The sequence below is a fragment of the Streptomyces sp. NPDC020801 genome (assembly GCF_044334385.1).
Taxonomy (GTDB): Bacteria; Actinomycetota; Actinomycetes; order Streptomycetales; family Streptomycetaceae; genus Streptomyces.
Window position 1 is genome coordinate 114843 of record NZ_JBIRST010000018.1, and the last position, 21860, is coordinate 136702.

19 protein-coding genes and 1 pseudogene are annotated in these 21860 nt (G+C 72.4%); 13 read left to right on the plus strand and 7 right to left on the minus strand.

All coding sequences use genetic code 11. The features are described 5' to 3' along the window. The 4 genes from ACH4UM_RS30795 to ACH4UM_RS30810 all read left to right on the plus strand — a co-directional run bounded on the left by ACH4UM_RS30795 (position 1) and on the right by ACH4UM_RS30810 (position 4127). A complete protein-coding gene (locus ACH4UM_RS30795; protein ID WP_398186360.1) occupies positions 1 to 945 on the plus strand; it encodes a carbohydrate ABC transporter permease in 945 nt (314 codons plus the stop codon). Beyond that, the gene (locus tag ACH4UM_RS30800) at positions 942 to 1814 is read left to right on the plus strand and encodes a carbohydrate ABC transporter permease (protein ID WP_398186363.1); all 873 of its coding nucleotides are present in this window, start codon (positions 942 to 944) and stop codon (positions 1812 to 1814) included. The genes ACH4UM_RS30795 and ACH4UM_RS30800 overlap by 4 nt, the downstream gene beginning before the upstream one ends. Beyond that, on the plus strand, positions 1811 to 2800 hold the full coding sequence (locus ACH4UM_RS30805) for a zinc-dependent alcohol dehydrogenase family protein (RefSeq protein WP_398186366.1): 990 nt from the start codon (positions 1811 to 1813) through the stop codon (positions 2798 to 2800). Before ACH4UM_RS30800 ends, ACH4UM_RS30805 begins: the two co-directional genes overlap by 4 nt. Positions 2801 to 2882: 82 nt before the next feature. Then, positions 2883 to 4127 carry a TerD family protein gene (locus ACH4UM_RS30810; protein ID WP_398186516.1) on the plus strand — a complete coding sequence of 415 codons (1245 nt, stop codon included), beginning with the start codon at positions 2883 to 2885 and terminating at the stop codon, positions 4125 to 4127. 55 nt (positions 4128 to 4182) lie between these two features. Here ACH4UM_RS30810 and ACH4UM_RS30815 read toward each other — a convergent pair whose 3' ends face one another. The 4 genes and pseudogenes from ACH4UM_RS30815 to ACH4UM_RS30830 all read right to left on the minus strand — a co-directional run bounded on the left by ACH4UM_RS30815 (position 4183) and on the right by ACH4UM_RS30830 (position 7112). Beyond that, positions 4183 to 4764 (minus strand): TetR/AcrR family transcriptional regulator, encoded by a 582-nt coding sequence (locus ACH4UM_RS30815; protein ID WP_398186369.1) that lies wholly within the window; start codon positions 4762 to 4764, stop codon positions 4183 to 4185. Between the two features lie 49 nt (positions 4765 to 4813). Further along, entirely contained in the window at positions 4814 to 5089 is a 276-nt protein-coding gene (locus tag ACH4UM_RS30820) for a hypothetical protein (protein ID WP_398186372.1), read from the minus strand. Between the two features lie 13 nt (positions 5090 to 5102). Continuing rightward, positions 5103 to 5552: pseudogene (locus tag ACH4UM_RS30825) on the minus strand (GntR family transcriptional regulator); the annotation flags it as partial. 117 nt (positions 5553 to 5669) lie between these two features. Then, positions 5670 to 7112: an alkaline phosphatase PhoX gene (locus ACH4UM_RS30830; RefSeq protein ID WP_398186375.1), complete on the minus strand. Its 1443-nt coding sequence runs from the start codon at positions 7110 to 7112 to the stop codon at positions 5670 to 5672. Between the two features lie 316 nt (positions 7113 to 7428). Here ACH4UM_RS30830 and ACH4UM_RS30835 point away from each other — a divergent pair, with 316 nt between their 5' ends. The 3 genes from ACH4UM_RS30835 (at position 7429) to ACH4UM_RS30845 (ending at position 9435) form a co-directional block, all read left to right on the plus strand. Continuing rightward, on the plus strand, positions 7429 to 7659 hold the full coding sequence (locus ACH4UM_RS30835; RefSeq protein WP_398186378.1) for a hypothetical protein: 231 nt from the start codon (positions 7429 to 7431) through the stop codon (positions 7657 to 7659). A 57-nt stretch (positions 7660 to 7716) separates the two neighbouring features. Continuing rightward, the gene (locus ACH4UM_RS30840; protein WP_398186380.1) at positions 7717 to 8877 is read left to right on the plus strand and encodes a hypothetical protein; all 1161 of its coding nucleotides are present in this window, start codon (positions 7717 to 7719) and stop codon (positions 8875 to 8877) included. A 111-nt stretch (positions 8878 to 8988) separates the two neighbouring features. Continuing rightward, positions 8989 to 9435, plus strand: coding sequence for a hypothetical protein (locus ACH4UM_RS30845; RefSeq protein WP_398186383.1), 447 nt, complete (start codon positions 8989 to 8991; stop codon positions 9433 to 9435). A gap of 81 nt (positions 9436 to 9516) precedes the next feature. On the opposite strand, the gene ACH4UM_RS30850 is transcribed toward ACH4UM_RS30845, so the two are convergent. Then, positions 9517 to 10995 carry a hypothetical protein gene (locus ACH4UM_RS30850; RefSeq protein ID WP_398186386.1) on the minus strand — a complete coding sequence of 493 codons (1479 nt, stop codon included), beginning with the start codon at positions 10993 to 10995 and terminating at the stop codon, positions 9517 to 9519. A gap of 276 nt (positions 10996 to 11271) precedes the next feature. Between ACH4UM_RS30850 and ACH4UM_RS30855 the strand changes: the two genes are divergently transcribed. From ACH4UM_RS30855 to ACH4UM_RS30880, 6 genes are all read left to right on the plus strand, one after another. Continuing rightward, positions 11272 to 13107: an endonuclease/exonuclease/phosphatase family protein gene (locus tag ACH4UM_RS30855; protein ID WP_398186389.1), complete on the plus strand. Its 1836-nt coding sequence runs from the start codon at positions 11272 to 11274 to the stop codon at positions 13105 to 13107. 420 nt (positions 13108 to 13527) lie between these two features. Next, on the plus strand, positions 13528 to 14265 hold the full coding sequence (locus tag ACH4UM_RS30860) for a peptidyl-tRNA hydrolase (RefSeq protein WP_398186518.1): 738 nt from the start codon (positions 13528 to 13530) through the stop codon (positions 14263 to 14265). 135 nt (positions 14266 to 14400) lie between these two features. Next, positions 14401 to 15732 carry a DUF692 domain-containing protein gene (locus ACH4UM_RS30865; RefSeq protein ID WP_398186392.1) on the plus strand — a complete coding sequence of 444 codons (1332 nt, stop codon included), beginning with the start codon at positions 14401 to 14403 and terminating at the stop codon, positions 15730 to 15732. A gap of 298 nt (positions 15733 to 16030) precedes the next feature. Further along, on the plus strand, positions 16031 to 16810 hold the full coding sequence (locus tag ACH4UM_RS30870) for a DUF4142 domain-containing protein (RefSeq protein ID WP_398186395.1): 780 nt from the start codon (positions 16031 to 16033) through the stop codon (positions 16808 to 16810). Between the two features lie 97 nt (positions 16811 to 16907). Then, complete coding sequence (locus tag ACH4UM_RS30875) at positions 16908 to 17693, plus strand: TIGR04222 domain-containing membrane protein (protein WP_398186397.1); 786 nt, start codon at positions 16908 to 16910, stop codon at positions 17691 to 17693. Between the two features lie 180 nt (positions 17694 to 17873). Next, positions 17874 to 19553, plus strand: a complete 1680-nt coding sequence (locus tag ACH4UM_RS30880) for an alpha/beta hydrolase (RefSeq protein ID WP_398186399.1) — start codon at positions 17874 to 17876, stop codon at positions 19551 to 19553. Here ACH4UM_RS30880 and hemQ read toward each other — a convergent pair whose 3' ends face one another. Further along, positions 19554 to 20285, minus strand: coding sequence for a hydrogen peroxide-dependent heme synthase (hemQ, locus tag ACH4UM_RS30885; RefSeq protein WP_398186402.1), 732 nt, complete (start codon positions 20283 to 20285; stop codon positions 19554 to 19556). It abuts the gene before it with no gap. A gap of 4 nt (positions 20286 to 20289) precedes the next feature. After that, positions 20290 to 21759, minus strand: a complete 1470-nt coding sequence (gene hemG, locus ACH4UM_RS30890; RefSeq protein ID WP_398186404.1) for a protoporphyrinogen oxidase — start codon at positions 21757 to 21759, stop codon at positions 20290 to 20292. Between the last annotated feature and the right edge of the window lie 101 nt (positions 21760 to 21860).

Here is a 21860-nt window from a genome sequence, read left to right on the forward strand (position 1 = left end):
ATGGCTGCCACCACTACCGCCCGGGTCGCCGCGGCTCAGCCGCGGACGGCCCGGCCGTCGAACCGACTTCGGGCCTGGGCCACACGCGCCCCGCTGCTGCCCGCCCTGGTCTTCATGATCATCGTGACCCAGCTGCCGTTCGTGGCGACCTTGGTGATCTCGTTCTTCGACTGGAACGCCCTGTATCCGAAGGACCGTCACTTCACCGGGTTCGGCAACTACTCCGAGGTCCTCACCACTCCCGACCTGCGCAAATCGGTGTGGACGACCGTGCTGCTCACCGTCACCGTGGTGCTGGTCAGCCTGGTGCTCGGGCTGCTGCTGGCGCTGCTGCTCGACCGCAGGTTCCCGGGCCGCTCCATGGTGCGCACGATGCTCATCGCACCGTTCCTGGTGGTTCCCGTCGCGGCCGCCCTCCTGTGGAAGCACGTGCTCTACAACCCCGAGTACGGCCTGTTCAACGGCGTGCTGCACTGGATCGGCGGAAACGGCGCACCACAGCCTGACTGGATCTCGGACATGCCGCTGTCGGCGGTCGAGGCTTCGCTGATCTGGCAGTGGACCCCGTTCATGATGCTGATCCTGCTCGCCGGGCTGCAGAGCCGCGACCCCGAACTGGTCGAGGCGGCGCGCATGGACGGGGCGAGCGACTGGCAGGTGTTCGTCCACATCACCCTGCCGCACCTGCGCCGTTACCTGGAGCTGGGCGTGCTGCTGGGATCGATCTACATCGTGCAGAACTTCGATGCGGTGTTCACGATCACCTCCGGCGGCCTCGGCACCGCGAACCTCCCGTACACCGTCTACCAGACCTTCTACCAGGCGCACGAGAACGGCCTGGCCTCGGCGGCCGGCGTGCTCGTCGTCATCGGCTCGATCGTCCTCGCGACCTTCGCGCTGCGCGTCGTGTCGTCGCTCTTCCGGGAGGAGGTGTCCCGCGCATGACCACCGTAGTGACCGGCGCCCCGCCGCACCCGCACACCCGGCGCAGGCGTTCCGCCAAGGGGACCGCGCTGGGCGTTGTCGCCTGGCTGGCGGGCGTCCTGTTCGCCCTGCCCATCCTCTGGATGGCCCTGACCTCCCTCCACTCCGAGGCGAACGCGGCCACCAATCCGCCGTCGGTGGCCGCACCGCTCACCCTTGACAGCTACCGGGAGTTCTTCGGTCTGGACGGCGGCGCGAGCCCCTGGCCCTCGCTCATCAACTCGGCCACCGCCTCGGTGGCCTCCACGGTGTGCGTGCTGCTGCTGGCGCTTCCGGCGGCCTACGCCCTGTCGATCCGCCCGGTGAGGAAGTGGACCGACGTCCTGTTCTTCTTCCTGTCGACCAAGATGCTGCCCGCCGTGGCAGGCCTGCTGCCCGTCTACCTCTTCGCCAAGAACACCGGCCTGCTCGACAACGTCTGGGCACTGGTGATCATCTACACCGCGATGAATCTGCCGATCGCCGTGTGGATGATGCAGTCCTTCCTCTCCGAGGTACCGGTCGCGATCATCGAGGCCGCGCAGATCGACGGTGCCCGGCTGCCGACGGTCCTCTCGCGCGTGGTGGCCCCCATCGCCATGCCCGGCATCGCCGCGACCGCCCTGATCTGCTTCATCTTCAGCTGGAACGAGCTGCTGTTCGCGCGGGTGCTCACGGGTGTCGTCGCCGAGACCGCCCCCGTCTTCCTGACCGGCTTCATCACCAGCCAGGGCCTGTTCCTGGCCAAGGTGTGCGCCGCGTCGCTCGTCATCTCCCTGCCGGTGCTCGCCGCGGGGTTCGCCGCCCAGGACAAACTGGTCCAGGGCCTTTCGCTGGGAGCCGTGAAATGAAGGCCGCCGTCATCGAGTCCGTGGGCCGTGCCGTGGTCACCGAGGTCCCGGACCCGTCGCCGGGGCCCCGCGAGGTCGTCGTCGAGGTGGCGGCCTGCGGCCTGTGCGGCACCGATCTGCACATCCTCCAGGGCGAGTTCGCGCCGAAGCTGCCCATCGTGCCCGGGCACGAGTTCGCCGGCGAGGTGGTCGGGATCGGCACCCGCGTCACGGAGGTCGCGGTCGGCGACCGGGTGGCCGTCGACCCGTCGCTGTACTGCTACGAGTGCCGCTACTGCCGTACCGGCCACAACAACCTGTGCGAGCGGTGGGCGGCGATCGGCGTGACGACGGCCGGCGGCGCGGCGCGGTACGCCCTCGCCCCGGTGGCGAACTGCGTGAAGCTGCCCGAGCATGTGCGCACCGAGGACGCGGCGCTGGTGGAGCCGCTGTCGTGCGCGGTAAGGGGCTATGACGTGCTGAATTCGCGCCTCGGCGCGCATGTGCTGATCTACGGCTCGGGGACCATGGGCCTGATGATGCTGGAGCTGGCCAAGCGCACCGGCGCGGCGAGCGTGGACGTCGTCGACCTGAACCCGGCCCGGCTGGACACGGCCCGCCGGCTGGGCGTCTCGGCGTCGGCGGCGAGCGCGGACGAGCTGGACCGGCCGCAGGGCTGGGACGTGGTGGTCGACGCGACCGGCAACGCGGCGGCCATCCAGGACGGCCTCGGCCGGGTGGCGAAGGCGGGCACGTTCCTGCAGTTCGGGGTGGCCGACTACGCCACCCGGGTGACGATCGACCCGTACCGGATCTACAACCAGGAGATCACCATCACCGGCTCGATGGCGGTGCTGCACAGCTTCGAGCGGGCGGCGGAGCTGTTCGCGAACGGAGTGCTGGACCCGGAGGTCTTCATCAGCGACCGGATCCCGCTGGAGCGGTACCCGCAGGCGCTGGAGCAGTTCGCGGCGGGGGTGGGGCGCAAGATCGTGGTGGTGCCGTAGGACGGCGGCGGGGGCGCCCCACCCGTTTGCCGGGTAAGGGAACGGTAAAGCGCCCTCGTTCGTTACCTCCCACATGACAGCTATGACCCCCGGCTCGAACATCCCTCTGGCCGCCGCGCGCGTGACGGTGGACGTCGCCGCTCCGGTGCGGCTCGACGTATCGGGCCTGCTGCTTACGGGCGACGGCAAGGTGCGCTCCGACGACGACTTCATCTTCTACAACCAGCCTTCCGGGCCGGGAGTGACCTACCGCTCGGGCGGCGGCACGGCGCCCGACGCGATCACGGTGGACACCGCCGCGGTGCCCCCGGGCATCGAGAAGATCGTGGTCACCGCCAGTCCGGACGCCGCCGGGCAGACCTTCCAGGGCATCGAGCCGACGGCCACCATCCGCGCCGCGGACGACGGCTCGGTGCTGGCCACCTTCACACCGCCGCAACTGGGCACCGAGACGGCGCTGGTGGTCGTGGAGATCTATCTGCGCGGCGGCCAGTGGAAGGCGCGGGCCGTGGGCCAGGGGTACGCCAACGGGCTCGCGGGCATCGCGACCGACTTCGGAGTGACGGTGGAGGAGCCGGCGCCCGCCCCGTCCGCCCCGCCGCAGCCCGTGGCCCCCGCCGCCCCGCCGCACCCGGGCACCGAACCACAGCCCGTGGCCCCGCCGCCGCCCGCGGTGCAGCCCCGGGTGACCCCGCCTCCGGCCGTTTCCCCGGCTCCCCCGGCCGCCGCCGCGCCCGCTCCCGGCACCGGGAAGATCAACCTCGACAAGGGCCGGGTCAGCCTCCAGAAGAACCAGACGGTGTCCCTGGTCAAGGGCGGCCGCCCGCTGCTCTCCCAGGTGAAGATGGGCCTCGGCTGGGAGCCGGCGTTCCGCGGCGCGGACATCGACCTGGACGCCTCCGTCATCGCCTACGGCCCGCAGCGCAACCACCTCGACAGCTGCTACTTCGGGAAGCTCACCATCCTGAACGGCGCGGTGAAGCACTCCGGCGACAACCTCACGGGCGAGGGCGCGGGCGACGACGAGGTGATCGTGGTCGACCTCGGCCGCCTGCCCCAGGAGGTGACCGGTCTCGTCTTCACGGTGAACTCGTTCTCCGGACAGAAGTTCACCGAGGTCGCCAAGGCCTACTGCCGCCTCCTCGACGCCGCCACCGGCGAAGAGCTCGTCCGCTTCGACCTCACCCACGCCGAGGCCCAGACGGGCGTGATGATGGCGAAGCTGATCCGCCAGTTCACGGGCGAGTGGGAGATGACGGCCATCGGCGACTTCGTCAAGGCCCGCACCGTACGGAACATGGTGAAGCCGGCGGCCCAGGCGCTGTAGCCGGAGGTACGACGGTCATGGGCGCCCCCGGCTCGGGGGCGCCCGGCCCCACTCCTCAGTCCCCGCCGCCGGCCGGCCTCAGCCCCTCCGTGAGCAGCGACAGATACCGGCGGATCTCCTTGCCCCGCCCGTTCGCCAGCTCCGAGGCGGTGGCCACCCCGTGGGCCAGCCGTAGCAGCTCGATCGGCTCGACGTCGGCCCGCAGGGTGCCCTCCTTCTGCGCCGCCTCCACCAGCAGGGTCGCCGCGCCCTTGACCGAGGTGCCGCAGGCGGTGACCGCGGCCGAGCTGCCGTCCGTGACTGCCGAGCCCAGCAGCGCCTTCATCCCCCGCACCTGGATCGTCCCGGCGCACAGCTCGTTGAGCCACTCCACCAGCGCCTCGCCCGGCGGCAGTTCCTTCGCGAGTTCACCGGCCCGTACGGCGATCGCCTCGACCCGGTCGACGTAGGCGGCCTCGAGCAGCGCCTGACGGTTGGGGAAGTGCCGGTAGAGCGTGCCGGATCCGACCCCGGCCCGCTTGGCGATGTCGTCGAGCGACGCGTTCTCCCCGTGCTCGGCGAAGGCGGCGGCCGCTGCCTCCAGCAGCCGCCCGTAGTTGCGCCGAGCGTCCGCGCGCATGGGCCTGACCTGCGTCATCCAGATACTCCTTGCGAACCGGAGACGGCCCCCCGAATCTCACTCCACACTAGGCGAAGACGATCCCCGCCCACTGCACCGTTCTCTGCGGGCGGTCCACCCGATGGTCGGCGTCGACTCCACCGTCGTCAATGCCGCGCTGCCCGGCATCCGGCGGGATCCGCACTTCTCCGCCACCGGTCCGTCCAGGGTGGCTCGGTGGCACACTCGGCCTGTCGTTGCCGGTCATGGTCTTCGGCACCGCGACCCGGCACGCGACCGGCTCCCCGTCCGCCGTGCTGTGCCCGAAGAGCAGCGGGTAACGCTCGTGACGGGAGAGGGACACGCGGCCTCCAGGGTCAGTCGGAGCCGGCCGGCTCTGCGAGGGTGCGCCAGATCTCCGCGGTGACATGGACTGCCCGGTCCACGTCACCGGCCGCGCAGGTCTCGATGAGCCGCTGGTGCAGCCCGGCCGAGCGGCAGGTGCCGCCCTCGCCGAAGCGCCGGCGCTCCAGCCGGCGGATGAGCGGGGTGTAGCGGGCGACGGTGGCGGCGGCCGCGCGGTTGCCGGCGACGCGGACCAGGACGTCGTGCAGGTCGTCGTCGGCGCGCAGGGCGCCGTCCACGTCACCGGCGCGGACGGCGGCGGCGAACCGCTCGTTGGCCGCGCGCATCAGCTCCACGTCCGCGTCCCGCAGCCGGGGCACGGCGGCCCGCGTGACCAGCTCGTGCATGGCCCCGACCACGGCGGCGGCGTCGCGTACGTCGTCGGCGACGACCGGGGTCACCCGGGTGTAGCTCTGCGTCTTGCCCGTACCGAAGTACGGGCCCTCGGCCGGTCACGCCGTCCACGGCCGGCCGGTGTGCCCCTCGCCGCTTGCGGCGCCGGAACCATGCGGGAAGCGGTGTCCGGGTGGCCTTCCGCGCTAACGCCTCTGCCGCTTCCAGGGTCCGGTGATGGCGAGCATGATGCCCGGTTCCTGGATGTTGGCGAACAGCGTCCTGCCGTCGGGCGAGAAGGTGACGCCGGTGAACTCGCTGTACTCGGGCTTCGCCTCGGTGCCGATGTTCAGCTCGTTGCGGGCGATGGGATAGGTGCGTCCGCCGTCGGTGGCGCCGAACAGGTGCTGGACTCCCTCGCCGTCCTCGGCGATGACCAGACCGCCGTAGGGGGAGACGGTGATGTTGTCCGGGCCGTCGAAGTTGCCGTCCCCGGCCGGGTCCGGGTTCACACCGAGCAGGACCTTCAGGGTCAGCGTGCGGCGCTTGGGGTCGTAGAACCAGACCTGGCCGTCGTGCTGGAGAGGGCTCTCCTCACGGGCGTAGGAGGAGACGATGTAGGCGCCGCCGTCGCCCCACCACATTCCCTCGAGTTTGCGGGCGCGGGTGATCTCGCCGGCGCCGAACTGCCTGCGCACGGACACCGTCTTCGCGTCACGGTCCGGCACGTCGATCCAGTCGACGCCGTAGACGGTGCCGATCCGCGTGGCGCGGGAGAGGTCGTCGACGAACCGGCCGCCGGAGTCGAAGCACTTGAACGCCTGCAGCACGCCCGCGTCGTCGGCGAGCGTGCGCAGCCGGCCGCGGCCGTGGCGGAAGCCCTCCGGCGGGGTCCAGCGGTAGAGCAGCCCGTTGGGACCGGAGGCGTCCTCGGTGAGGTGCAGGTGGCCGCGTCCGGGGTCGACGACGACGGCCTCGTGGGCGTACCGGCCGAGCGCCCTGACCGGCCTCGGGTCGCGGTTGGCGCGGCGGTCCTCGGGGTCGACCTCGAAGACATAGCCGTGGTCCTTGGTCATGCCGTTCTGGCCGGCCTTGTCCTCGGTCTCCTCGCAGGTCAGCCAGGTGCCCCAAGGAGTGTTGCCGCCCGCGCAGTTGGTGGAGGTGCCGGCGATGCCGACCCACTCGGCGACGTGGTCGCGGCGCACCTCGACCACCGTGCAGCCGCCGGAGGCCGCGGGGTCGTAGACAAGGCCCTCGGTGAGCGGGACCGGGTACTTCCAGTTGGCGCGCGGGCCCTTCAGCTCGTGGTTGTTGACGAGCAGGGTCGCGCCGCGCGGGCCGTCGAAGGTGGAGGTGCCGTCGTGGTTGGACGGGGTGAACTCCCCCGACTCCAGCCTGGTCCGGCCGCTGTGGGTGATGATCCGGTACGAGAACCCGGCGGGCAGGGCGAGGATGCCGTCCGGGTCGGGCAGCAGCGGGCCGTAGCCGACGCCGTGGCGGGTGTCATCGGAGCTCTCCGACGCGCTCTCGGTCTCCGTGGACGCCAGGGCGTTCGGCGCGGTGGCGAGCGCGCCGACGCTGCCGGCCAGGGCGACCCCGGCGCCGGCGAGCGCGGATTGTCTGGCGAAGTCCCTGCGGGTGAGCGACATGGTGTCTCCTGAGACGGTGGGAGCTGCCGTGAAGGGTGGCGGACCTCGGTTCGGCGCAACCGTCCCGCCCACGCCTGAACGGGAGTTGAACGCCGGACGACTTCACCGGGCTCTGTTCCATGAATCCGTATACGCACCCCCACGGGACCCAAAAGCCACGCCCCGCCCGTGGAATACCTCGGAGGATTCTTCGTAAAGAAGGTCAACGGGCATGGATCGGCGTCCTTCTGATGATTTACGGCGGAACGCCTTGACCGCGGGTGCGCCCCGGCAATAGACAGCCACTACCTGAAGCACCCGGGGGAGGCGAGCCGAAGTGGACGCACATCGTGCGCGCAGCCTCCACGAGGGCCGGCTGATGAGCCTGCCCCATGTGACGGGGGTCGGAACCGGGAAGGACGAAGCCACGGGCCGGGACGTCATCGTCGTCTTCGTGACCCGCAAGGTGCCCCGGGACCGGCTCAGGGAAGAGGACGTGGTTCCGGACGAGCTCGACGGCGTGCCCGTGCGTGTGCTCGCGATCGGCGAGATCTCCGCACAGGAGTAGCCGCGAGCGGGCCCCCGGACCGCGGAACACACACCCGGGAAGAGGTGGTCCGGCGTGATGAGCCGAACCGAACTGATGCGAGGACCCACCGGCGGACAGCTGAGCGACAGCTCACGCCGGCAGGCGTTGTCGGACTTCCTGCGGCGCGAGCAGCCGCTGGCGAACGTCGTCGGCTTTGGCCACGGCGTGAAGTGGACGGGAGGTGAACCCACCGGCGAGGAAGCCGTGTTGGTGTTCGTGACGCAGAAGGTCCCGGAGTCGATGCTGCCGGAGCGGGATGTGATCCCGTACCGGATGGACGACGGCAGGCCCACGGACGTGGTGGCGGTCGGGCATGTCGCGGCCCAGCCGCAGCAGCGCCAGCCGGCCCCGCGCCACGAGGAGCGGCGGGCGATGGCCTACGCACCCGACGGCGGGGTGGAGGAGCAACTGGCGCGGCTGTCGCAGCCGCTGCTCGAGGAGCTCGGCGGCCCGGCGGCGTTCGAGCCGCAGATCCTCAAGCGCCGTATGCGGCCGTGCCCTTCGGGGTTCTCGGTCGGCAACGTACGGGTGACCGCGGGCACGCTCGGCAGCGTGGTGTACGACTTCCTGCCGGGCGCGACGGTCGACCCGCCGGGGCCCGGGCTGGGCGTACCGGCGAGGTTCTACGTCCTGTCGAACAACCATGTGCTGGCCGACTCCAACCGGGCGCAGCTGGGCAGCCCGATCGTGCAGCCGGGTGTCTTCGACGGCGGCACGGACCCCGCCGACCGGATCGCGACCCTGGACCGGTTCGTCACGATCCAGTTCGCTCCGCAGATCCCGCTGGACCGGCACAACAACGTGGTGGACTGCGCGCTCGGCGCGGTGGAGTTCCAGGACGCCACACGGGAGCAGTACTTCAGCGGGGCGCCGCGCGCCTGGCGGCGCAAGGCCAACGTGGCGGTCGGCGACCTGGTGAAGAAGACCGGCCGGACGACGAACATCAGCTTCGGCCGGATCATCGCGGTCGACGCGACGATCGACGTCAACTACGGCACGGCGGGCACGGCCCGCTTCAAGGACCAGATCCTCACCACGAACATCTCTGCGGGCGGCGACTCGGGCTCCCTGGTCACCTCGCTGGACGACGTGGCGGTGGGTCTGCTGTTCGCGGGCTCGTCGGTGGTGACGGTCGCCAACCACATCGAGAACGTCCGCGCGCTGCTGCGCGTCGAGATCGCCGAGCGGCTGGCCTGACGGCCGCTGCGGGTCCCTGCACGGGTCCGTCCGTGCAAGACACGGGTCCCCAGGGGCCCCTACGAGTCCCTACGAGTCCCTACGAGTCCCTACGAGGGAAGGCTCCTTCCCATGACCACACAGGCACGCAGGCAGAAGGGCGCGGCCGCGGCCGAGCACCGCTTCCACAACGCCCACGGCGCGGAGGTCAAGACGCGGGACGAGGCGTTCGCCGGACAGAGCGACGTGTCCACCGAGGCGCTGTCCACGACGGCGAGGCTTCAGCTGCACAACGGCGCGGTGACCTTCGACATGGAGGTCAGGTTCGACCCCAACACCTACCCGTACGTCGTCCTGGGCGGCCAGATCACCTCCGGCATCTGCGGCGCCCCCTGGGACATCACGGGCGGCTTCGTCGGCGACACCATCCGGCTCGACGCCAAACGGTCGGGGACAGGGTCCTGCGCCGACACGATCACCATCGTCGGTGAGTACCAGAACCCGCCGGCGTACCGGGGGACGTACGGCTTCAACGGAGCGGCGTCCTCGTTCAAGCACACGACGGTCTATCACTGCTGAGGCGCCGAAAGGACGGTGCCGTCCTCGAGCGCCGAAGCGGACGCGGCGGGGGAGCCGACCGGCTCCCCCGCCGTGCCGTGCTCAACCCGCGTGCGCGGAGCGGGCCTTGAAGGCGGCCTTCCTGGCCTCCTTGGCGATCCTCTTGTCCGGGTGCAGCCGCCCCATCGCCTCCAGCACGTCCGCCGTCTGCGGGTGGTGCACCCGCCAGGCCGCCGCGAAGAAGCCGCTGTGCTGCTGCGCCAGCCCGGTGACGAGCGCGTGCAGTTCCTCGGAGTTGCCTTCGGCCGCCAGCTGCGCGGCGACCGTGTCGATGGTCAGCCAGAAGATCATCTCCTGGGACGGCCCCGGTACGTCGGCGAAGCCGTGCTCGGTGAGCCAGACCCGGGCCAGGCCGCCCAGTTCGGCGTCGTCGAGCACCTCGCGCAGCGCCGGTTCGGCCTCCGCGCCCACCAGGGACAGCGCCTGCTGGCAGCGCAGCCGCCGCAGCGGGGCCCCGGCGTCCGTGCCGCGCGCGGCAGCGAGCAACTCCCGTGCGGCGGCCAGCGGTTCACGGCGGGCCAGCCACTGTTCGGTCTCGGCGTGCGACGCCGCGGGCGGGAACGCGGCCGTGCCGTCGAGCAGCGCGTCCGCCCCCTTGTCGGCGAGGTCGCCGACCGCCGGGGCGTCGTGGCCGGCCTCCAGCAGCCGCACCCGAAGGCCGTACAGGCCGAGCGGCGTGAGCCGCACCATGCCGTAGCGGCTGACGTCCGTCTCGTCGACCGGCATCGACGACCCTGCGGAGTCCCCGGACTCCCCGGACTCCCCGGACTGCCCAGCCTCCTCGGCGTCCTCGGCGTCCGTCATGAGCGTCTCGTCCACGGGCCGGTACTCGACGAGCCCCACCGGCTCCAGCAGCCGGAACTGGTCGTCCAGCCGCATCATCGCGTCGGAGACCTGTTCCAGTATGTCGTTGGTGGGCTCCCCCATGTCACTGGGCACGATCATGGAGGCGGCCAGCGCGGGCAGCGGCACGGGGCCGCCGGCGGGGCCGTCGTCGCCGACCGTCAGCAGGTAGAGGTTGGCCAGCACGCCGTCGAGGAACTCCGCCTCGGCCTTCGGGTCCCAGTCCAGCGCGGGCAGGTCGACGGCGCCGCCCTCCTCCATCGCGTCGATGAGACCGTCCAGGTCGGGCACGCTCGCGTCGGCCAGCACGGCCTCCAGCACGGTCAGCCACACCGCGAGCACGTCGTGCGGCGAACCTCCGGTGAGCAGCCCCAGGTCCGCACCCGCGGCCACGGTGCCGGCGTCCTCGTCGACGATCTCGACGAGCCCGGCGTCCAGGGCGGCCCGCCAGGCCTCGCTCGCGCAGGCGGCAGCGTCGTCGCCGCCCAGCGAGAGCGCCTCGGCCGCGGCGGGCAGCTGCTCCTCCACCAGCGCGCCGCCGGGGTCGACCCGTGTCCCGGGGCCGGCCCAGCGGGCCAGCCGCGCGGCACGGGCGAGCAGCGGGGTGGCGAGGGCATCCCGAGCCAGTTCCGGTTCGGAAGCAAGCCGCACCGGCGGCAACGGGGACCTGTCTGACATCGGCTGGTTCTCCTAGCGGACCTGGAGGCCCCAAGGGCCTTGAAGCCTTACGACTCAACCGCTCAGCCTAGACGGATTTCCACCCATGCCGCCCGGTTCATCTCCCCGTCAGCCGCCGTACATGGCCGAAACCTTGACAACTGGCCTGACTCCACAGGAGATTGACGCGCGTAGAAGTTCGGGGGACAGCTGTTCACTGTTTTCTGTTTTCTGCGCGCGTTGCCATCCGCACCACCCTCGTCCCGGCGCTCTGTCACGTCCCCGGAGGGATTCAAGTTGCCGAGCAAGTCTTCCGCGCGTCTCGCCGCGCTGACCGTCGCCGCCGTCTGTTCCGCGGCGGTGGCCGCACAGATGACTCTTCTCCCCTCGCCCGCCCACGCGGAGTCCGTGCGCATCCACGACATCCAGGGCACGACCCGGATATCCCCGTACGCCGGCCAGAAGGTCACGGACGTGGCCGGAATCGTCACCGGCGTACGCGCCTACGGCTCCTCCAGAGGTTTCTGGCTGCAGGATCCGAACCCGGACGACGACCCGGCCACCAGTGAGGGCGTCTTCGTCTTCACCAGCTCCACCCCGAAGGTCGCCGTAGGTGACTCCGTCACCGTCACGGGCACGGTCTCGGAGTACGTCCCGGGCGGCACCTCGTCCGGCAACCAGTCGGTGACGGAGATCACCAAGCCGGTCGTCACCGTGGTCTCCAGCGGCAACCCGGTACCGGCTCCGGTGGTCGTCGATGCCCGGTCCGTTCCGGCCGCGTACGCCCCCGCGGGCGACACCGCCGCGAACGGCTCGGTCAACGGCCTGACCCTCCGGCCCGCAAAGTACGCCCTGGACTACTACGAGTCCCTGGAGGGCATGAACGTCGAGGTCGCCGACGCCCGCGTGGTCACCGCCACGGACCCCTACAGCGAGCTGTGGGTCACCGTGAAGCCGTGGGAGCACCGCAACCGCCGCGGCGGCACGGTGTACGGCTCCTACGACTCCCAGAACACCGGCCGGTTGCAGATCCAGTCGCTGGGCTCCACCGCCGGCTTCCCCGTCGCGAACGTCGGTGACACCCTCACCGGCACCACCACCGGCCCGCTGGACTACAACCAGTACGGCGGCTACACCCTGGCCGCCCGGCAGCTCGGCACGCTCGAGAGCGCCGGCCTGCAGCGCGAGACGACCCGCAAGCAGTCCCGCGGCGAACTCGCGGTGGCCACCTACAACGTCGAGAACCTCGACCCGTCGGACACCACGTTCGCGGCCCATGCCGCCGCGATCGTGAACAACCTCCAGTCGCCCGACATCGTGTCCCTGGAGGAGATCCAGGACGACAACGGCGCCACCGACGACGGCACGGTCGACGCGAGCCTGACGGTCAACAAGCTGATCGACGCGATCGTCGCGGCGGGCGGCCCGAAGTACGACTGGCGCTCGATCAACCCGGTCAACGACCAGGACGGCGGCGAGCCCGGCGGGAACATCCGCCAGGTGTTCCTGTTCAACCCGGCACGGGTCTCCTTCACCGACCGCCCGGGCGGCGACTCCACCACCGCGGTCGGCGTCACCAAGGAGTACGGCCGGGCGGCGCTGACCGTCTCCCCCGGCCGGATCGACCCGGCCGGCGACGCCTGGAAGTCCAGCCGCAAGCCGCTGGCCGGCGAGTTCGTCTTCCGCGGCCGGACGGTCTTCGTGATCGCCAACCACTTCGCCTCCAAGGGCGGCGACCAGGGGCTGACCTCGCAGTACCAGCCGCCCGTGCGCAGCTCGGAGGTCGAGCGCCACCTCCAGGCGGCCGAGGTGAACTCCTTCGTCAAGGACATCCTGAAGGTCCAGAAGAACGCGGACGTCGTCGCGCTCGGCGACATGAACGACTTCGAGTTCTCCGGCACCGCCAAGATCCTCGAGGGCGACGGCGAGCTGTGGTCGGCGATCAAGTCGCTGCCGAAGGGCGAGCGTTACACCTACGACTACCAGGGCAACGAGCAGGTCCTGGACCAGATCCTGATCAGCCCGTCGATCCGGCGCGGCTGCGGCTTCGCGTACGACAGCGTGCACGTCAACTCGGAGTTCCACGACCAGATCAGCGACCACGACCCGCAGGTGCTGCGGTTCCACCCGTAGCCGGGTGCCGTCACCCGTACCACCCGTGGCCGGGTGATGGTCTCCGCCGGCTGAACCGGCTGAACCGGCTGAACACGCCGTTCAGCCGGCCCTGCCGGGCGGGGCTCCGGCCGCGCCGCTGTGCCGAGGGGCGGGGCCGGGGGGGTGGCCGGGCGGTGGCCTGCTCCGCCGGGCACCAGGCCGGGCACCAGGGCCAGCACATGGTCGTAGCGGCTGACCGTGCCGCTCTTCGGCCCGGGCCAGGTCCGGACGCGCTCCCACTGCCCGGTCGCCGGCCGACGCCGTCACCGGGCCGATGCCATCGCCGGGCCGATGCCGTCACCGGGCCGATGCCGTCACCGGGCAGCGGGCACCGCCGGCGCCTCGACGTGCGCATGGTGGGCCTGGTGGGATGCCGGGACCGGGCGCCCGCCTGGCAGACTGACGGCCGTGAGCACCGACGAGAGCACCGCGTCGACCGCCCCCGGGGACAGCCCGTTCCGGTCCGGGACCGGGCCCCGCGACCAGGCGCCGCAGTTCGTCCTGCCGCTGGTGGTGCGGATCGAGCGGGCCGCGCCTCCGGATCGTACCGACGCCCTGGAGACGGCGGCCCGGGCGGTGCTGGTGATGCTCAGCGACGAGCGGTCGCTCGGTGACGGCGAGTGGGCGCAGGCCGTGCGTGACTGGCAGGACGCCCGGATCCGCAAGGTGGTGCGGCGGGCGCGCGGCGCCGAGTGGCGGCGGGCCGAGGCACTGCCGGGGGTCACGGTCACCGGCAATTCGGCCGAGGTCCGGGTCTTCCCGCCGGTCCCCCTGGACGGCTGGCCCAGGGAGCTGGCGAAGCTCCAGGTCTCGGGCACCGACCTCGACGACCCGGAACCGCCCGCCCCGCCCGGCCCCGGCGTGCCCGTGCTGTGGATGAGTCCGGATCTGGACATGTCCGCCGGCAAGGCGATGGCCCAGGCGGGGCACGGCGCCCAGCTCGCCTGGTGGGAGCTGTCCGACACGGAGCGCTGCGCCTGGCGGGACGCGGGCTTCCCGCTCGCCGTACGCACCGCCGGCCCAGCCGACTGGCGCGAACTGACCGGCAGCGGGCTGCCGTTGGTCCGCGACGCGGGCTTCACGGAGATCGCCCCCGGTTCCTGCACGGTGGTCGCCGACCACCCGGCGCTGCGCTAGTGCCCTGCCCAGGACGGTTCACCGTCCGAACCTCAAATGTTGCTCTGAAGGCGGGGGCGGCGGGGTTCGGGCGCGAACGCCGGGGCCATACCTCCGTCACGCCACACAGGCGTGACGGAGGGGGACGAGCGGACGATGAGGCGACTGGGGACGGGAATCGGCTGGCGGCCGGAGATCGCGGACGCCGTGGAGTGCATGCCGGGCATCGACTGGGTCGAGGTCGTGGCCGAGAACCTGTGCCCGGGACATCTGCCCGAGTCGCTGCTGCGCCTGCGTGAGCGTGGGCTGACCGTGGTGCCGCACGGGGTCTCGCTCGGCCTCGGCGGCGCAGAGCGGCCCGACGAGGGCCGGCTGACCGCCCTCGCCGAACGGGCCGAGGCGCTCGGCTCGCCGCTGGTGACGGAACACGTCGCGTTCGTGCGGGCGGGCGGCCCGCTGACCGCCTCCCCACGCCTGGAGGCCGGGCACCTGCTGCCCGTGCCGCGCACGCGCGACGCCCTCGACGCGCTGTGCGAGAACGTCCGCATCGCGCAGGAGTCCCTGCCCGTACCGCTGGCCGTGGAGAACATCGCCGCGCTGCTGTCGTGGCCGGGCGAGGAGATGACCGAGGGACAGTTCCTGTACGAACTGGCCGACCGTACGGGAGTACGGCTGCTCATCGACGTGGCCAATCTGCACACCAACCACGTCAACCGGGGCGAGGACCCGGGCAAGGCGCTGGCCGAACTCCCGCTGGAGGCCATCGCGTACGTCCATGTGGCGGGCGGTTTCGAGCGGGACGGCGTCTGGCACGACAGTCACGCCCATCCGGTTCCGCGGCAGGTCCTCGGCATCCTGACGGACCTCGCCTCCCGCGTGTCCCCGCCGGGGGTGCTGCTGGAGCGGGACGAGAACTTCCCCGAACCGGCCGAGCTGGAAAAGGAGTTGGAGGCGATTCGGGAGGCGGTCGCGGCGGGGGGCGCGAGGAACGCGGGGATCGCACGGCCGCCGTCGGGCGCGCGCGGCAACGGCTGCGGGCCCCTTGAGGAGGCTGGTGCCGTCCGGGAGGCGGGCGGTGTCGAGCCCGCCCGGGAGCGGCTCGCGCTCGCGCAGACCGCGCTGCTGTCGGCGCTGGTCGCGGGGACGCCCGCGCCGGAGGGCTTCGACCGGGTGCGGCTGGGAGTGCAGGCGCGGGCGCTCGCCTCGAAGCGGGCGGACGTCGTGGCAAGGGTGGCCCCGGAACTGCCGGTGATCCTCGGGTCGCACTACCGGCCCGCGTTCCTCGCGTACGCGCAGGCGCACCCGATGACCGGTGGCTACCGGCGGGACGCGCTGGACTTCGCGGGCACCCTGCTGCTCGCCGGCCGCCCCGGGGACGCGGCGGCACGGCGGAAGCTGCGGGGGTGGTGGCTGGAGCGGTCGGGGCCGGCACCGGGGGCGCGGCGGCCGGCCGTACGGGCGGCACGGCGCGTGCTGCTGCGGCGCTGACACCCGCGCACCACCGCACGAGCACCGGACACCGGACACCGGACACCGGACACCGGACACCGGACATGGTGTGCCGGGTTCAACGATCGGCATGTACCGGAATGCACCGGTCACGTCTCACGTGCCGTTATCATCCGCTTTCAGCCGTATCCCCGTCGCCGGCACCGACCCCTTCGCAAGCCCTTGCCCGATACGCACGGCATCTCCCGATCGGGCGAGCACTCCGCCTTCCGAAGTAATATGCCAACTCCCTCACCACGAAGCGCACTGACGTGCGGTGCCGCAACAGGAGGCACCCATGCCACCACGACCCCCCGTCAAGGGCCGAGGCATCATCAGCGGCACCGGGATCATCATCTCGGGACTGGCCGCGACCCTCGTGGCCCTGCTCTTCCCGCTCTGGTCGTACGCCCACCGGCCCGGCCAGGACGCGGAACCGCTGAGCGCCCGTACCGTGGCGACGCGGTACGGACCGCTGTCCGAACTCGACCGCGACTTCATCACCGAGGTCCGGCTGGCCGGGCTGTGGGAACTGCCCGCGGGACAGCAGGCCGAACAGAAGGGCACCACCGGCGCCGTACGGACGGCCGGGCAGCACCTGGTGCAGGGGCACACCTTTCTCGACGGGCGGGTCCGCGACGTCGCCGCCGGGCTGGGCCTGACCCTGCCCAACGAGCCCAGCGCCCAGCAGCGCCAGTGGCTCGGCGCCCTGAACGCGGCGCAGGGCGAGGACTTCGACCGGGAGTTCGCCAACATCACACGGCTCGCGCACGGCAGGGTCTTCTCCCTCTCCGCCCAGGTGCGCGCGAGCACGCAGAACTCCCTGGTGCGCGCCCTCGCCGACGACGCGAACGCCACCGTGCTGGACCACATCAAGGTCCTGGAGGCCACCGGGTTGGTCGACTTCGCCGCCCTGGCCCGGGACCTGGCCGCGAGCGCCGGTCCCGCGGCCACCTACTCGGCCGCGGTGACCGGCCCGGGCGCCGGGCCCGGCCAGGTGATTCCCGTCACCCCGTCCGGATCGCCGACGTACTCGCTGCCGCCGGCCGAGTCCAGCCCGCCCCCGGCGGCCCCCTGACCCCACGGAACAAACGGAACGTCACACACCGGCCACACTCGGTCCGGAATGTGAACAGGGCATGGCGTTTCCCAGGCCCCTGGCATAGAAACGCGTCATGTTCTGGGTCCTTCTCCTGCTGCTGGCCTGGGCCGTCGCCGGTGCGGCGTGCACGCGGCTGTGCCTGGCCGCCGTACGCGCTGCGGCCGTCGACGCGGAAGGCACGATCGCGGGCCGGGGACGCGATCTGACGCTCTACGAGGCGGCGTTCCTGTCCGGCGGTCCCGCGCGGGTCGCCGAGGTGACCCTCGTCTCCATGGCCCGCCAGCGCCGGCTGCTGCTCGCGCACACCGGCTGGGCCACGGTCGTGGACCCGCGTGGGCGGGACGAGATGGAGCGGTCCGTCATAGGGGCGATCGGCCCGGAGGGGCAGTCCCGGATAGCGCCGGTACGGGCCGCCACGGCCGCCGCCGACGCGGTGCGCAGCCTCGCGGACCGCCTGGTCAGTGCCGGTCTCGCGGTGCCGGACGGGGCGTCGACGACGGTCGCGGCCGGGGTCCGTGCGGTGCGGGCCGCGGCGGTGGCCGTTCTCGCTCTGGGCGCGACCGCACTACTGCTGCCCGGCCCCACCGGGATGCCGCGCGACCTGGTCGCCCTGTGGTTCGCCCTCCCCCTGGCCCTCACCCTGAGCTGCCTCGCCATCGCCCGCGTCGAGATCCACCCGTACTCGCGCTGGGCGTCCCCGGCCGGGCAACGGCTGCTCGGCGCGCTGGCCCGGCGCACGAACGACGGCGGTGACGACCGCACGTACCTGGCCTCCGTGGCCGTACGGGGCATCCGCGCGATCGGCGAACCGGACCTGCGCGCGGCCTTCGCCCACCGCGACCAGCCCTGGCGGGAGTGACCCCGGCGGGAGCGACCGCCGCCGTTGCGCCGGTACGCGGCGGAGCACACGCCCGTACGCGGCGCCCGTGCGGGGCGCATCGGGCGCACGGGCGCCGACACCTGCCGAACGGTGCTTGCCTTCGCCCAGCGGCGAACGAAACATCCCTTTTGTTGCTGCCGTGCGCCGAAGGGATACGCCATGAGAGCTGCCGCCGTGTGGACGGCCGCCGGGTCCTTGGTCCTGACCGCCTTCGCCGCCGCCCCGGCCGGCGGCGTGGCCGGCGGAGGCGCGGCGGCGGGTCCGCGCGGGACTTCGGAGCCCGAACTGCGCGGCACCGTCGTGGCCGCCGCGCGTGCCCGGGCGGCCGGTGTCGCCTTCGGCACCTGCCCCGGCGCCCAGGACCTGCCGCGCACCATGCAGTGCGGCAAGGTGTCGGTGCCCCTCGACTACGCGCACCCCGACGGCAGGCGGATCGAGCTCACCGTCGGCCGGGTGCGGGCCACCCACAAGGACCCGCGCAACAGCAAGCGCAAGGTGCCCGGGAAGGGCGCGCTGGTGTTCAACCCGGGCGGGCCGGGCGGCGACGGCACGTTGTTTCCGCTGATCGGGCTGCTGCCCGAGTGGAAGCGGATCGCTGCTGCCTACGACCTCGTCGGCTACGCCCCGCGAGGGGTGGGCCGTTCGGCTCCGCTGTCCTGCGAGGACCCCAAGGGCTTCCTCAAGGCGCCGACGCCCGCTCCGACGCATCCCTCCGAGTCGTACAAGAAGAAGCGCGTCGCCGAGGCCAGGGCGTACGCGAAGGGCTGCGCGCGGCGCGCGGGCACGGCCCTGAGGCACTACAACTCCCTCAACAACGCCCGTGACCTGGACGTCCTGCGCGCGGCGCTCGGCGAGGACCGGCTGACGTTCGTGGGCGCCTCCTACGGCACGTACTTCGGCGCGCTGTACGCGACGCTGTTCCCCTCGCACGTGCGCCGGATGGTCTTCGACTCGGCGGTGGACCCGGACCCCGTGCACATCTGGTACCGCGACAACCTCGCCCAGTCGGCCGCCTTCGAGGCCCGCTGGGCGGATTTCCGGGAGTGGGTGGCCCGGCACGACGACGTGTACGGGCTCGGCCGCACGGCCCAGAAGGTGCTCGCCGGTTACGAGAAGGCGCGGCAGCGGCTCGCCGCGCGGCCGGCGGGCGGCACCGTGGGGCCGGGGCAGTTGCAGAGCGCGTTTCTGACGGCCGGGTACTACGACGACCACTGGCCGAGCAGCGCCCAGGCCCTGTCGGCGTATCTGAAGGGCGACTCCGGGCCGCTGGTCGCGCTGGCCGCGCCGTACCGCGCGGGAGCCGCCGAGGCGGAGAACGGAGCGGCGGTCTACACGGCCGTGGAGTGCAACGACGCGCCCTGGCCGACCGACTTCGGGGTGTGGGACCGGGACAACACCCGGCTGGCCCGCGTGGCGCCGTTCGAGACCTGGGCCAATGTGTGGGCGAATCTGCCGTGCGCCTACTGGCCGGCCCCCCGACAGCGGCCCCTGGACGTACGGACCGGGCCGGGCGAGCTGCCACCGGTGCTGATCCTGGCCGCCGAGCGGGACGCGGCCACGCCCTACGCCGGTGCCCTGGAACTGCACCGGCGCCTGGCCGGCTCGGTGCTGGTGACCGAGCGGAACTCGGGCACGCACGGCATCGCGGGCGGCGCGAACGCCTGCATCAACGCGTACCTGGACGCCTACCTCCTGGCGGGCCGGCTCCCGGTGCGGCGCGCCGCCTGCGCCCCGCACCCCGAGCCGCGGCCGGGCGGCCCCTCCTTCCAGGAGACCCGCAGGCAGCAGCTGCGGGAGGCCCTGAAGGGAAAGGCCGACCGGCCGGCCGCCCCGAAGTGATCAGGCGAGCCCGGCGACCAGGTCCGCGACGTCCTTGCGGCGCCCGGTGAAGAACGGGACCTCCTCGCGCACGTGCCTGCGGGCCTCCGAGCCGCGCAGGTGGCGCATGAGGTCGACGATCCGGTGCAGTTCGTCGGCCTCGAAGGCGAGGATCCACTCGTAGTCGCCGAGGGAGAAGGACGCGACCGTGTTCGCGCGCACGTCCGGGTAGCCGCGGGCCATCTTGCCGTGGTCGGCGAGCATCCGGCGGCGGTCCTCGTCGGGCAGCAGGTACCAGTCGTAGGAGCGCACGAAGGGGTAGACGCTGATGTAGTTGCGCGGCGTCTCGTCGGCGAGGAACGCCGGGATGTGCGAGCGGTTGAACTCGGCGGGGCGGTGCAGCGCCATGTTCGACCACACCGGTGTGAGCGCCCGGCCGAGCCTGGTGCGGCGGAAGAGGTTGTACGCCTCCTGCAGCTGGTCGCTGGTCTCGGCGTGCCACCAGATCATGAGGTCGGCGTCGGCGCGCAGACCCGAGACGTCGTAGGTACCGCGGACGGTCACGTCCTTGGCGGCGAGCTGGTCGAACAGCTCCTGGACCTCGTCGGCGTAGCCCGCGCGGTCCTCGGGCAGCGTGTCCTTCAGCTTGAAGACGGACCACAGGGTGTAGCGGATGACCTCGTTGAGGTCCTTGGCCAGCTTGCCCTTGTTCGGGATCCTGCCGGACTCGGTGGTGGGGACGTCGTCGCTCATGGGGCTATTCTCCCGCTCCGCCCTGCGGACCCCGCACCGGGTCGGCAGTGAGTTCCTGCACAGCGCCCGGGTCACCGCTCAGCCGGTCCACGGCCGCGTAGGCGCTCGCGATGCACGCCGGGATGCCCACGCCGTCGTACGCCGCGCCGCACACCGCAAGGCCCGGGAGCTTGCCGACGTGCTCGCGGATGCGGGCCACGCGCGCGTGGTGGCCGACGGGGTACTGGGGCAGGCCGTCGGTCCAGCGGGTGACACGGGTCGCCACGGGCGTGGCGGCGAGGCCGACGGCGTCGCGCAGGTCGTGCCGGGAGACGTCGACGAGGCCGGCGTCATCGCGTTCGAGGATCGCCGTCTCGCCATACCGCCCGACGGAGGTGCGCAGCACCACCACGTCCGGGTCCTCCTCGGCGATCCAGCCCCACTTCTGGGAGGCGAAGGTCGAGGCCTTGACGGTCCGGCCGTCGACGGGGGGCACCAGGAATCCGCTGCCCTCGGGCAGGGCGGTGTCGGCGCGGCGGTAGGCGAGGGTGATCAGGGCCATGGAGGCGTACTCGACGGCCCGCAGCTCGGCCGCCGCCTCGGGGGACTCGGCGCGCAGCAGCCCGGCGGCGACCGGGGCGGGCGCGGCGAGCACCACCGCGTCGGCGTGCAGCACCCGGTCGCCGGCGACCACCCGCCAGGCCGCTCGTGCCGGTCCGTCCTCCCGCTCCCTGCGCAGCTCCGTCACGGGGGCACCGGTGAGGATCTCGCCGCCGCGTGCCCGCACCGACTCGGCGACCGCGAGCGGGAGCCGGCCCACGCCGCCCTCGACGCCCATGAAGACCGGCCCGGTCTGCTGCGCCGCGGCCGCCCCGGCCTGGATCTCGCGGACCGCCTCCATCAGGGAGTCGTGGGTCCGGGCGGCCTGGAAGAGCTGGGGAACGGCCGAGCGCATCGAGATGCGGTAGGCGTCGCCCGCGTAGACCCCGCCGAGCAGCGGCTCGACCAGGCGGTCGACGACCTCGCGGCCCAGGCGCGCCGCCACGTACTCCCCGATCGCCACGTCGTCGCCGACCTCGGTGCGGGGCAGGCCGGCGTCGCGCTCGATGCGCGCGAGGCCCTCGTCGGAGAGCACGCCGGCGAGCGCGGAGGCGGTGCCGGGGACGCCCATGACATGCCCCTTGGGCATGGGACGCAGGGCGCCGCGGGTCCAGATCGAGGCGCCGGCGGTGGCGGGCTGCCGGAGCCGCTCGGCGAGGCCGGTCTCGCGCGCGAGGGTCACGGCCTCGGGCCGGCGGGCCAGCAGCGACTCTGCGCCGAGGTCGACGCGGACGCCCGCGATCTCACCGGCCAGGAGCTTGCCGCCCACCCGGTCCGCCGCCTCCAGCACGGTCACCCGCACCCCGCGCGCCAGCAGCCGGTGCGCGGCGGCCAGTCCCGCGATCCCGGCCCCGATGACGACGACGTGCCCCGTGCCTGCAGGTGTTGCGCTCATGTGCCCACTCTCTCAAATCCCACTGACCTTCCCGCCCCACCCCAGTGTCCGGCACGAGTCCCGACCGTGACCTCATCGGGACCGTTTCCGGCCAACGTCCC